The sequence below is a fragment of the Antarcticirhabdus aurantiaca genome (assembly GCF_009765365.1).
Lineage (GTDB): Bacteria > Pseudomonadota > Alphaproteobacteria > Rhizobiales > Rhizobiaceae > Antarcticirhabdus > Antarcticirhabdus aurantiaca.
In genome coordinates this window covers 122,998-135,368 of sequence record NZ_VTOM01000002.1, presented here as the reverse complement: position 1 = coordinate 135,368, position 12,371 = coordinate 122,998, and the positions used below count along the sequence as shown (strand labels likewise).

Genomic DNA, 12,371 nt, shown 5'->3' with positions numbered 1-12,371 from the left:
CCCGTGCGACGATGCGGCGGAAGGTAGTCCGTCGTCTCCGGGGCTGCGCCGAGCCACCCGGTTGCGCAGCGAATATCCTGATGCCCGGGGCGAGGGCAGGCGTGACGGTGCAGAGATGAAGATCAAGCAAGGCGGCGAAGGCATCCACATCCGGGAGATCTCCGGGATCGAACGGTTCCGGAACGAACTGCCGGCGACGTGGTACGGCTGGTCGAACCTCGATTGCGTCATCGGAGCCGGAACGACCCGAGAGATCGACCTGATCCTCGTCTCCGCGAGGTACATCTTCCTGCTCGACCTGAAGGATTGGAACGGCAAGATCGAAAGCGTGGATGGCGGGTGGTCGCAGAACGACAGGGCGCCCGAATCGTCCCCCGTCCAGAAGATCTCGAGGACCGCTCGCGAACTGGGTGTCGCCCTCGGCAGTCACATCAAGAAGAGCCACTCATCCGTGAAGAACGGTATCCCGCAGGTCAAGGGCCTGGTGGTGATCACGGGTAACGCGGACTACACGCATGTCGCTCCCAACGAGAAGGATTCAATATTCCGGATAGACGAGCTTCTGAGATTGCTTGGGTCGGAGACGACGCTGCGAACGAAGTTCGGCAATGTGGCGCCGTTGATCGTCGAGCTCGGATTGCAGGATCCACGGTACCAAAAGGCGATACAAACGTTCTTCAACGGTTCGAGCTTCAAGCCAGGCAGGAAGCTCTACCAGGATTTCGTCGCGGACGATCAGCCGGACTTCGTTCCGAAGAACAAGATCTATGCCGAATACGAAGCGCGTGGGCCCGGTTCGAACAACTTCGGTACGTTGCGGAACTGGGACTTTTCCCAGTGCCCGGATCCCTACTTCATGACGTCTGAGGGACGTCTCGAGATAGCCGGACGGGAACGGGATGTCTACAGCTGGTTGAAGGATCGCAGCGACCAGATCGAAGGTCTCGTGCTTCCTCCGCGTTACGAAGGACCCAGCAGTGAACCTTCGTACTGGCAGATCTTCGACCGCCGCCAGAGGATGAGGAGGCTGCAGGCGTTCGTCCATTCGGAAGGGCAGTCGCTTCTCCCGACGGAGCGAGTCGAACTCGTGCGTCAGCTCCTGGCGGTGGTGGCGGAGTTTCATCGCCAGGACGCGGCGCACCTCGACATCGCGGGACACAGCGTCTGGATCGAAGCGCCGACGAGCGTTCGTCTGTCTCACCTCTTCGCCACTCGCTATCCGCAACTGAAGACGTTGGGCGACAGCCGTTTCCAGTTCCTTTCCACCGTCACGTTGCCCGACGACGTCCTCGAGGTTTCCGGCGGGCACAAGCGTAGAGACGTCTTCTGCGCTGCGGTGGCCGCGCATCAGCTCCTCTTCGGAGCCGCTCCGGACGGCGATCCTTGCGAGTGGAATCCGTCGATCGACGAGGAGGGGCATTTCTCGCCGGAGATCCACTCCTGGTTCGACACGGCGCTGTGCCATTATCCCCAAGGTCGCTTCGAGGACGCAGTCGTCGCGCACAAGGCCTTCTTGTCGGCCGCATCGGCGTTGCCGTCGGTCGAGCGGACGGTCGCCTCGATCGAGGGTTACCGTCGCGACCTGAAGACTCAGGGCAGTTTCATACGTCGCTTTCCTTCCAGCGGCGACATGTTGAAGGAGACGGACAGGGTCGAGGCCTGGAAGAGCGATCTGGATGGAAAGCCAGTGATCGTCAAGCTCTGGAAGCAGCCCGCCTGGAACGGCGACCTGGCGGCCGTTCGACGCTTCCTCGACAGGGCCGAAAACCTCAGGTTGGACCGACCAGGCGGCTTCCCCGTCCTTCATCGGGTGCATTGGCTGGGCGACGCGTTCGCCACGGTTCTCGAGTGGGTCGAGGGAGAAACGCTGGCTGCCAGGCTCTCCTCCGGCACATTCTCGACGCCGCCGCACGAAAGCGACGCCCTCGAGTTGATCCTGCGGTTGATTGATCAGGTCGATCTTGTCCATGAGAGCAACCATCGCCACGGCGACCTGACGCCCGCCAACGTCATAGTCACTCCGGACGGCGATCTTCGTTTCATCGACTTTCTCGATTTCTCGTCCAGCGCCGATGGGGAGCCGATCACTTCGCACTACGCTCCGGATGAAGGGGATGCCTTCGCGCGTGATCGTTATGCCGTCACCAGGATGGTTGAGGAGATCGTTCCGAACCTGGCATTGCCTCACGATGCGCTGGCTGCGATCGCGGTCGGGATCCAGGATTGTCGGACCCGGTCCCCCAGGCTGTCGACCCTCTCCCCTCTTCGGGACGCAGTGAGCCGGGTCCTGGCCGGCGGGGAGCCGAAGGAGGTCGTCGAACGCATCGCGCTGCACGCGAGAGATGTTCGGTTGGGTCCGATATCGTCGGACGAGGGTCTCATGCACGTCCGGCTACGCCGCAGGCGCAGCGGCGACATCGTCCTGCACCTGCGAGGGGGCAGCGAAGAGCTGACGATCCGGATCGATGAAGACGGAGTTCCGAACCGCGCCTATGTCGATCGAGTCGACTCCAGGTGGATCTCCAAGAGCGTCAAGGAAGAGATCGTATCCCTTCCGCTCGAACTCGACGTGGTCGGGAATTCCACGAACGACTGGTCGTTTTTCCATCGGTTGCTGCAAAACGATGTCCTCGCGTCGCATTTGAGGGAACTTCGGAACGAGTCGCTTCCGATCGCGAAGGTCGAAAGCGACGCTGCCGATGGTGACCTGGAAGAAGTCACGCAGCCCCGCGAATCCGTGGAGGAAGCGCTGGCGGAGGAGATCTCCAAGGAGCAGGACCTCCTCGCCGGGATCCAAGAGGCCGAACGGATCGCTCCGGGCCCTCGAAACATCGACATCGACGTCGCTGCGCTCTGGCAGTCGTTGATCGAGATCGAGGACGAGCTGACCACGCAAGCGGTGGTGGCGCAGGACAGCGTCTTCAACGAACGAGAGGGTGTTCATCGGATCGCGATCGATCTGACCAGCGGGGTCCTGGACTACTCGAAAGACGATCGGGTCGCGGTCGAGGTGTCGGGCCAGCAGCAGCAGTGGCATCGCATCGGCAACCTGGACATAGCCAGGTCTACCGAGCAGGAAGTGATCATCCCGAAGCGGAGCGCGAGGGATACCTTCGGCCATGTCCGATCGCTCGTGTCGGAAGGTCAGACGCTAAGGTTCACCAGTCACTTCGAGCAGACGAGCTTGCGTCGCCGCAAGATAGCCGTCGAACGCATGCTGCAAAGCGACGACCGCCGAGGAGATCTTCTTTCCGCATTCGTGGGAAGCAGGGCGGCTAGGCCTCGGAATGCGGAACATACGGTGGACGAGGAGCTGTTGAGGACCTATGGGCTGAACGAGGACCAGCAGTCCGCGTTTCGCCGGATCGTCGGCAGCCGGCCGTTGGGACTTCTTCAGGGGCCGCCTGGAACCGGCAAGACACGGTTCATATCGGCGCTCACCCACTATGCCATAACGAAGGGTCTGGCTCGCAACGTGCTGCTCACGAGCCAGTCTCACGAAGCAGTCAACACGGCGTCCGAAACGGTTCTCCGGCTCTTCCGGAAGAATGGCGTGCAGCCCAGCATGCTCAGGGTCGGGATGAACGAGACGGTCGTCAGTCCGGATCTGCGACCATACCATACGTCGAAGGCGGAGGAGGTGATACGGGATCGCTTCAGGGCCGCGTTCCCGCAGCGTCTCGATGTGGCGGCTGCCCGCCTCGGCATCGAGCGGGAAGTGGCGGAACTCGTGCTGGCACTGGAAGGTCATGTCCACCCTCTTGCGCTGCGCTATCAGCAGGCCGCCGTCGCGAAGGACGAGCACGGCAAGTGCCTTGGGTTGATGGATACGTTGATCTGCCACCTGGAGGCCATCGGCCTGACCGACTTCGACGTCCCAGGCCCGGAGGAAGTGGAGAGCGACTTCTGCGATACGATCTGCCGATCCGTGATGTCGTATGCGAGTTCCAAGGCTATGGACCCGAGTGGCGCCGAGCGCTTCCGGCGAGCGGTCGTCATCGGGAAGGATTTCGTGAACAGCGTGTCGCGTGGGCAGCGGAACTTCGAAGCGTTCCTGGCGGGCACACGCCAGATCGTCGCCGGCACCTGCGTGGGGCTCGGGAGAGAGTCCCTGGGGCTGACGACGACGGCTTTCGACTTGGTCATCGTCGACGAAGCTGCACGCTGTACGCCGAGCGAGCTGCTCGTTCCCCTGCAGGCCGCCAGATGGACAGTGCTGGTCGGCGACCACAAGCAGTTGAAGCCGCAGCATGACGCAGAAGTCGTATCGGCCGTGGCGAGAAGGACGCAGATCCCGAAGTATGAGGTCGCTCGCAGCGACTTCGAAAGAGTGTTCGAGACCCACTATGGGCATGAGGCCGGCGCAAGTCTTCGCACGCAATATCGGATGCTGCCGCCCATCGGTCGACTTGTCTCGACGGCATTCTACCCGGAGCTGGATCTTAGGTCTGGTCGAGAGGAGCCTTACATCGATGCATCTGCAGTGCCGCCGACGCTGGGACTGCCGTTGACTTGGATCGAGACCGACGGTCTGGGAGAAGCAGGTTACGAAGGCCGATCGCGGGACTCGACAAGCCGCGTCAACCGATCCGAGGCCGACACCATCGTCGCCATGATCGAGGGCTGGATCGCCCATCAGCCATTCGCCGACTGGCTCGAAAAGGAGGGCAGCAGGCGGGCGGGGATCGGAGTGATCTGCATGTATGCCGCGCAACGCGACGAGGTCCATAGAAAGTTGAGAAACTCGCCGATAGGTAATCTTCTCGAACGCAGCGTAAAGATCGGCACGGTGGACAGCTATCAAGGCAAGGAGAACCCGATCGTCGTGCTGTCGCTCGTTCGAAACAACGCGGATGGGTACCGTGAGCAAGGATCCCGCAAGATCCAAGAAGGCTTTCTATCCGAACCGAATCGCATCAACGTCGCGGCCAGCCGTGCCATGGACCGGTTGGTGATCGTGGGAGCCAGACAACGATGGCGTGCCGGGAGCGCCGTCCAACGCCTTGCGGACGGATTTGCATCGGCGCTCAGGGCAGGGGACGCGGAACTACGCCAGGCAGGTGACATCCTGAGAGGAACGTCGACGGCAGATCTTTCTTCGAGGGCGGAGCGGCGGGCCTGATGATCGACAAGCCCATCCTGCGATTGAAGACGCCGGAACTCGTCGCGGCAGAACATGATCGCATCATCCCCATCGCTTCCTATCAAGCGCTGCTCCCATGCAGGAACTTCGAGGTGGGCTATAAAGTAGCGGTGCTCTCGAGCCTCAGCCCGACCTTGGAGTTCTTCCTGCGTCTCGTGAAGGCGGTGCCAGGAATAAGCCTTGTCGAAGCTGCCTCGTTCTTTGGGTATTCGGAGGAGGAAATAGCCTACGTCGTGGGGGAAGCGGCCACGCCCGGGTATGTCGAAGTGGAAGGCGGCAAGGCATTCATGACCAACGCCGGCGAGGCGCTCTTCACTATCTCGAACAACGAGCCGCTCGTAAGTCAAGTCAGGGCCATGCGTCGGACCATCGGCTTCGATCTCTATTCGGTCTCGCCCGAGCGCAAGGTGCCACTCAAGCCCTTCGAGCAGATGTTGCCGGAGCTGCCCCTGATCGATGGACAATCTCTCGGCAGGGAAGGATCCCTCGTTCCGGGTCGCTTCAAGCTGCTGTTCCGGGAGATCGCCGATCATGCAGATAGGGATCAGATGGAGAAGTCGGATCTATACTCGATCGACGACGTCGATGCGGGCGAGCGGTTCGCCTGCGTCGTTCCCATCGTGGCGGCCGTCCGGGCATCGGCTCCGTCTCGAATAGAATCTGTCGACCTCAGCGGCTGGCGTCCGCAGTTTCAGCTGCAGGATCGGCAGCAAGTGGAGACGAGCGCCTTCCGCTTCGTGAGTCAGATCGAAAGAACGAAGATGTCGATGGACGCGGATGCCGCCTACGACATGCTCCTGGAGGCGGCTCCGCAGTTTCTCCAGGACTATCGGACCCGCGACGGTCTCTCGGTCCGCCGCTATTGGGGTGACGCGCTTCGTCGCGTCGGCGAGCCGAGGAAGGACCGCCCCACCATCCCCATGGTAGGAGCTCTCGATCTGCGGGAGAACGTCCTGAGGATCCTTCGGATATTCGATTTCGGACTCGATCGTTCCGAAGGTTCGCCGGCCGGGGTGGTCTTCGTCGCGCCTCAACTTCCGCACTGGGCGACTTCAGCCGCATATCCGGGGCTGGTGCAGTCGATGAGCGAACGGTCGAGGGGTGACCGTGAGGAGACGCCGACCGGCTTCGCCTCGGCATGCATACACGCCGGTGAGCCGGAGAAGCATGTCGAGAAGATGTTCAGACGATCGAGCATGGCGGCGGGCGTACAGGTTTTCCCTCGATCGGTCGAGGTCATGCTCGTTCCCAAGGTCATGGTCGCCCTGCTGGTTCACGTCCCGATCGGTGTACCCTCGGGATTTCCGGTGCCGCTTGGCTTGGCCTCGTTCGATCGCGAGGTGGTCGACTTCATCGAAGGGAAGATCGTCGAGAGAGTCGATCTGGATGGTCTGCTGCGGGGGAGTGCTCTCCAGTGACTATGGATCCGGTTCGGATCTTCCGCCGATCGGCTCGACGACACGCCGTGCCTGCTGACGTCGACGGCTGCAAGTGGCCACGCCGATGGACGGCCGATGGTCGGTCCGGCATGTCTGACCGCCGATCGGCGTGATGGGTGTTCCCTTCGCTGCCGACGGGCCGATGTGCCGATCGGCGCCGAAGCGGCGCGCCGGTTCGCAGAAGACCGAACGCCTGTGCTTGGGCCGGACGCCGACGAGGCCGGAGACGGGGGAACGGCCGGTCGCGGTGGCGGAAACCATCGAGCGTCCCTCGCGGGAGATGGACTCCCGAGAGAAGCGAACGTGTCGTGGATCATGGCCGCTCGATCGCGCGAATCGTCGCCGCCAGGTTGACTGTTCCGTAGTACGCATGAGGTAGAAGGGGAGCAGAAGCGGAGCCGGCATGGGCCGGGCCGCGAAGGCAGAAAGGCCTGAACATGCCCCACGTCCCAGATCCGGGCGGCCCTGTCCGCATCGCCTCCGACGCCGTAAGAAAGGCATCCAAGGAGGCCGCGGCCCGCAATGTCTGGCCGATGGCCCATCAGGTCGCGATGGGAGCGTGCCTCTACGGGGAGAGCCTGCGCGAGGACATCGCCCTCTGGGCCAAGAAGCTGCGCGTCATGGGCGGCTGCGAGTCCGTGGTCGCCATCGTCGACCTTTTCCTCCTCACCGACGACTCCGCGCTGCTCGGCAAGCTGCCCGAGGCGCGCGTCGGTCTCGCCATGGATGCGGACGACGACCTTCGCTGCATGGTCTACGCGCTCGCTTTCTCCGTCAGGTCCGAGTGGTTGGACACGATCCGGACCATGACCGGACGTTCGCACCTGGCGCTCGCCTGGACCCATGGCGTCGGAGGGCTGCCGCTGCGCGTGTGGACCCGCGCCGCGCAGGCTGCGCGGGTGGACCTGGGGATCGCGGAGATGGCCGCTCGCGCGAGCTACGAGGCTTTCGATATCCTCGAGGTCGAGCTGGCGCTGGGGGTGGCGACGACGGGCCACTTCTCCGGAATGCTGGACCGCCTGACGCAGGAGGCCCTGCACCACGGCGTCGAGCTCCCCCGCTTTCCTGTCGAGGACAAGTCGAACGAAGGGGCTTCCGGTGAAGGCCTCGCCGGTTCCGAGGAGCGGGCCGGATCCGACGCCCACGATACCGTGGGTGATCGGACCTCGTTCGCCGCTCCGGCCGTCCCGCCGCCGGGCATGGTCGTGCTGCGCGATACGACCAAGCCGTCGTCCGCGTCCAAGGACCTGTTCAAGAGCTGCGAGAGGATCGCGGGCAGGGCGCTGCCGCTGCGTGCGATGCCCGATGGCGCGGTGTCCGCGCTCGCGGCCGAATGGCCGCACGCGGCCGAGGTCGTCCGCAGGATGCTGGGCCGCCAGCGGCTGGGGACGACCATCCGGCTGAAGCCGACCCTCCTCGTCGGACGGCCGGGATCGGGCAAGACGGCGCTGGCGACGGCCATGGGGCGGCTCCTCGGTCTCGAGCCGACGGTCTATCCCTGCGGCGGCGCGTCCGACAACAGCTTCGGCGGCACGCCGTCGCGCTGGTCCTCGGCCGGTCTCTCGGCGCCGGGCGAGGCGATCCGGCGGACCGGGATCGCCAACCCGCTCGTCATTCTCGACGAGATCGAAAAGGCCGGAACGAGCCGCAACCACGGCAGGCTCGAGGACTGCCTGCTTCCCATGCTCGAGGAGCATACGGCGCGGGCCTACCTCGAGGTGGGCCTGGACACGACGATGGACCTTTCGGCGGTGAACTTCGTCGCCACGTCCAACGCGCTGCCGCTGTCGGCGCCGCTGCTCGACCGCTTCGACGTCGTCGAGATGCCCGATCCCGGTCCCGAGCACGTCGGCGCGCTGGTCCGCAGGATCCTCGAGGACATCGCCCGCGAGCGCGACGAGGAGGGCTTCCTCCCGCCGCTGGCGCCGGACGAGGTGGAGGTCGTCGCCGCGACATGGCGCGGCGGATCGCTCCGGCGGCTCAGGCGGGCGGTCGAGATCCTGCTCGAGACCAGGGAAGCGCTGGAGGCGAGGCAATGATCGTGATCCTCGACCGCGCCGCGACGGACCGCCTCGAGCGCATCGAGGCGGAGGAGGGCATCCCGAAGGAGGAGCTGGTCCGCCAGGCCGTCGAGGTCTGGAGCCGCCTGACCCCGGAGGAGAGGCGGATCCTCGGCCTCGCCGCCATGCAGCTCGTGGCGGCCCGGCTGCGGGGGAGCCGATGATGGCGACGTTCTTCACGGCCGACACGCACTTCGGCCACGCCAACGTCATCCGGCACTGTGCGAGGCCCTTCGGGGACGTCCATGCGATGAACCACGCCATGACGGAAAGCTGGAACGCCGTGGTCCGCCCCGGCGACGTGGTCTACCACCTCGGCGATTTCGCCTATCGCTTCAAGGGCGACCTGCGGGCGCTCTTCGACCGCCTGCACGGCGAGAAGCACCTTGTCGCCGGCAACCACGACCGGCCTGAGACGCTGTCGCTTCCCTGGGCTTCCGTGCGCGAGCTGATGCACGCGACGGTCGATGGGCAGCGCATGACGCTCTGCCACTATCCCATGATGTCGTGGCCGCATCTCCATCGGAACGCGATCCATCTCTACGGCCACGTTCATGGGCGCATCCCGGCGACCGGTCGGGCCTGCGACGTCGGCGTCGACGCCTGGGCCATGAGACCTGCCTCGCTCGCCGAGATCCAGGCCAGGCTCTCGGCGGCGAAGCCGTCGGCGTCCGACATGTTCGCGCAGCGGCTGGATGGAAGGGCGCGCAGCCTCGTGGAGACCGCGGAGAGGCTGCTGCCGGCCTGGGCGGCCGACTCCGTTGCCGACGCGGCCGCACGGGCCATGGGCGAGGAGACCGACCGGATCCTCGAACAGCTGACCGGTCAGGGGCCGGGCGAGGCGGCGCAGTGAGCGCCGCCCCCAGTCTCCGGGTGACGAGCGACATGCGCCGGGACGGCCGGAGCTTCGACTCTACGCCAGCCGAGGCGGCGTGGAGAGCCCCGAGCGGTTCCCGATCTGGCGCGACATGACGGCGATGCGCCCGTCCAGCCAGCCGGAGACGTAGGCGAGCGAGGTGCCGTCTGCGAAGTTGACGAGCGTCCGAATGGAGAATGCACGGAGGTCGGCATCCGCCGAAGCGTGAGGCCGGATCAGGACTGATGCCGGCACAGTATCGCTTGCGCGATGCGCGAGGCGTTGGCGACGTGAGTCGCGGCCGCGTCGGCGGCTCCGGAACGGTCGCGGGCGCGAATGGCGGCTACGATCCTCGCCATCTGGGCCGGCCCCTCCACGTCGCGCCGCTCGGTCTTGATGGTCATCGAGCGCAGGTGGTTGATCCGGGTCGTCAGCGAGGTCACGATGTTCCAGGCGACGTCGCATTCGGCCTCGGCGAAGAGGATCCGGTAGAACTCCGTGGTTTCGACCAGGACGAGGCGGGAGTCGCCAGCGGCATATGCCGACCGAATGCGCGTGAGGATCTCCTCCAGCATGTCGGCGGCCCCGGCGCCCCTGCGCTCGGCGCAGATCCCCGCGGCCAGACCCTCCAGCGCGCCGCGGATCTCGTAGATCTGCCGCGCCTCGTCGAGCGAGGTTTCCGCGACGATCGGCCCACGCTGCGGGACGTTGGCGACGAGCCCTTCCGACTCCAGGTGGCGCAGAACCTCGCGCACGATCGTCCGGCTGACGCCGAGCTGCTCGCAAAGGTCCCGCTCCACCAGCCGGTCGCCGGGCTTGAAGTAGCGCTCCAGGATCGACTCGCGCATCTTCTCGAGCGTCAGCTCGCGCAGCGTCCGCTGGGGCCGCTCGACGCGTAGGCGCGCCGCGCGTGGGTTCGATGATCCCTCGGAAGTCGCCGCCGTCATGCCGGTCCCGTTCGCTGCCATTCGTCGTCCTGTCTCCAAACCTATCAGCAAAAGACGTGCGTGGCGCGGGGATCGAAGCCCAGCCACACGGTGTCGCCGCGCGACAGTCCCTCGATCGCCCCGTGGCCGAAGGGCAGCCGGACGGCGACGGGCTCGCCCCATCCGGTAGTGGCCGCGACGTGGACGTTGGAGCCGAGGAATGTGAGGCCGCCGACCGTGACCGGCAGGGTGCCGGCCTCGGCCGGCTGATGGCGATGGAGGCTGATGCGCTCGGGGCGCAGCAGCAGGGCGCCGGCGCTCCGCCCGCCGCCCCCGCCGTGAACGGGAACGCCGGGCACGACGAAGTCGGAGCCGAGGCGCACGTCGGCGGTGCGCCCGTCCGACGACAGGACCGAGCAGGTGAGGAAGTCGCTGTCGCCGATGAACTCGGCGACGAAGCGCGTCGCGGGGTTGGCGTAGAGCTCCGGTCCGGTGCCGACCTGGTCGATGACGCCCTTGGAGAAGACGGCGATGCGGTCCGACAGGCGCAGCGCCTCCTCCTGGTCGTGGGTGACGTAGAGGATCGTCACCTCGGTTTCCTGGTGGATGCGGCGGATCTCGACCTGGATCTCCTCGCGCAGCTTCTTGTCGAGGGCCGAGAGCGGCTCGTCCATGAGGAGGACGGGCGGGTCGTAGGCGAGCGCGCGGGCCAGCGCCACGCGCTGCTGCTGGCCGCCGGACATGTCGGCGGGCTTGCGATCCTCGAAACCCTCCAGGCGGACGAGGCGCAGCATGTCGCGCACCTTGGCGTCGATCTCGGCGCGTCCCTTGCGGCGGACCTTGAGGGGAAAGCCGATGTTCTCGGCGACGGTGAGGTGCGGAAACAGCGTGTAGCGCTGGAACACCATGCCGATCTGGCGCAGGTGCGAGGGCGTCTGGAGGAGCGACTTGCCCTCGAGAAGGATGTCCCCGGCGGTGGGGTCCTGGAAGCCGGCGAGGATGTAGAGCGTCGTCGACTTGCCCGAGCCGGAGGGGCCGAGGAAGGTCATGAACTCGCCGCGGCGGATCTCGAGGTCGACGTTCTCGACGGCCGTCACCGAGCCGTAGTCCTTGCGGATGCCGCGGATGTGGAGATAGGGCGCGGTCACGACTTGAATCCTTTGCGGACGAGGGCGACGAGCAGCATCAGGAGGATCGTCAGGAGGACGAGCAGGGTCGAGGCGCTGGCGATCACCGGGGTGAGGTCCTGGCGCAGCGTCGTCCAGATGCGCACGGGAAGCGTCTGGAGGGTCGGGCTCGCCATGAAGATCGCGAGCACGACCTCGTCCCAGGAGGTGAGGAAGGAGAAGATCGCGGCCGAGAACAGGCCGTGGCCGATGGCCGGCAACGTCACCCGAAACTTCGCCTCCAGCGGGCTCGCGCCGCAGAGGACGGCGGCATCCTCGATCGACTTGTCGAAGCCTTCCAGCGCGTTGGTGATGGCAAGGACGGAGAAGGGCAGCGCCACCACGAGGTGGGCGAGGACGAAGCCCGTCACCGTGCCGTTGAGCCCGAGGCGCAGGAAGAAGGCGTAGAGCGCCACCGCAAGCACCACCACGGGCAGGATCATCGGCGTGAGGAAGAAGGCCTTCAGCGTTTCCCGGCCCCGGAACTTGCCGCGCACCAGGGCGAAGGAGGCGCAAAGGCCGATGCCGACCGAGAACAGCGTGACGAGGGCGGCGATCTGCAAGCTGGTCCAGGCCGATTCCAGCCAGCGCGGATCGGCGAAGAACTCGCGATACCACTTCAGCGTCCAGGAGGGCGGCGGGAAGATCAGCCATTGCGACGAGCCGAAGGACAGCGCCGCGATGAACAGGATCGGCAGGAGCAGGAAGGCGGTGACGAGGCCGGTGATGGCGACCAGCACCCACTTCCACCAGCCGAGGCGCTCGAAGCTGAGCAGCATGG

Annotated in this window: 9 protein-coding genes; 5 read left to right on the top strand and 4 right to left on the bottom strand. The window is 65.4% G+C overall.

Translation table 11 applies throughout. The features are described 5' to 3' along the window. Positions 1–115 precede the first annotated feature (115 nt). The 5 genes from FZN60_RS02840 (at position 116) to FZN60_RS02820 (ending at position 9,495) form a co-directional block, all read left to right on the top strand. Positions 116–5,122, top strand: coding sequence for an AAA domain-containing protein (locus FZN60_RS02840; RefSeq protein ID WP_158870896.1), 5,007 nt, complete (start codon positions 116–118; stop codon positions 5,120–5,122). Next, positions 5,122–6,561 (top strand): hypothetical protein, encoded by a 1,440-nt coding sequence (locus FZN60_RS02835; protein WP_158870894.1) that lies wholly within the window; start codon positions 5,122–5,124, stop codon positions 6,559–6,561. Before FZN60_RS02840 ends, FZN60_RS02835 begins: the two co-directional genes overlap by 1 nt. 554 nt (positions 6,562–7,115) lie before the next feature. Beyond that, positions 7,116–8,621 carry an AAA family ATPase gene (locus FZN60_RS02830; RefSeq protein WP_210253406.1) on the top strand — a complete coding sequence of 502 codons (1,506 nt, stop codon included), beginning with the start codon at positions 7,116–7,118 and terminating at the stop codon, positions 8,619–8,621. Continuing rightward, positions 8,618–8,806, top strand: coding sequence for a hypothetical protein (locus FZN60_RS02825; protein ID WP_158870890.1), 189 nt, complete (start codon positions 8,618–8,620; stop codon positions 8,804–8,806). The genes FZN60_RS02830 and FZN60_RS02825 overlap by 4 nt, the downstream gene beginning before the upstream one ends. Next, on the top strand, positions 8,806–9,495 hold the full coding sequence (locus FZN60_RS02820; protein WP_246726554.1) for a metallophosphoesterase family protein: 690 nt from the start codon (positions 8,806–8,808) through the stop codon (positions 9,493–9,495). The genes FZN60_RS02825 and FZN60_RS02820 overlap by 1 nt, the downstream gene beginning before the upstream one ends. A 60-nt stretch (positions 9,496–9,555) precedes the next feature. On the opposite strand, the gene FZN60_RS02815 is transcribed toward FZN60_RS02820, so the two are convergent. The 4 genes from FZN60_RS02815 to FZN60_RS02800 are packed head-to-tail and all read right to left on the bottom strand — an operon-like array spanning position 9,556 to position 12,369. Continuing rightward, positions 9,556–9,753, bottom strand: coding sequence for a hypothetical protein (locus tag FZN60_RS02815; RefSeq protein ID WP_158870886.1), 198 nt, complete (start codon positions 9,751–9,753; stop codon positions 9,556–9,558). After that, complete coding sequence (locus FZN60_RS02810; RefSeq protein ID WP_158871265.1) at positions 9,735–10,445, bottom strand: GntR family transcriptional regulator; 711 nt, start codon at positions 10,443–10,445, stop codon at positions 9,735–9,737. The genes FZN60_RS02815 and FZN60_RS02810 overlap by 19 nt, the downstream gene beginning before the upstream one ends. Before the next feature lie 44 nt (positions 10,446–10,489). Further along, the gene (locus tag FZN60_RS02805) at positions 10,490–11,572 is read right to left on the bottom strand and encodes an ABC transporter ATP-binding protein (RefSeq protein WP_158870884.1); all 1,083 of its coding nucleotides are present in this window, start codon (positions 11,570–11,572) and stop codon (positions 10,490–10,492) included. After that, entirely contained in the window at positions 11,569–12,369 is an 801-nt protein-coding gene (locus FZN60_RS02800) for an ABC transporter permease (protein ID WP_158870882.1), read from the bottom strand. The genes FZN60_RS02805 and FZN60_RS02800 overlap by 4 nt, the downstream gene beginning before the upstream one ends. Between the last annotated feature and the right edge of the window lie 2 nt (positions 12,370–12,371).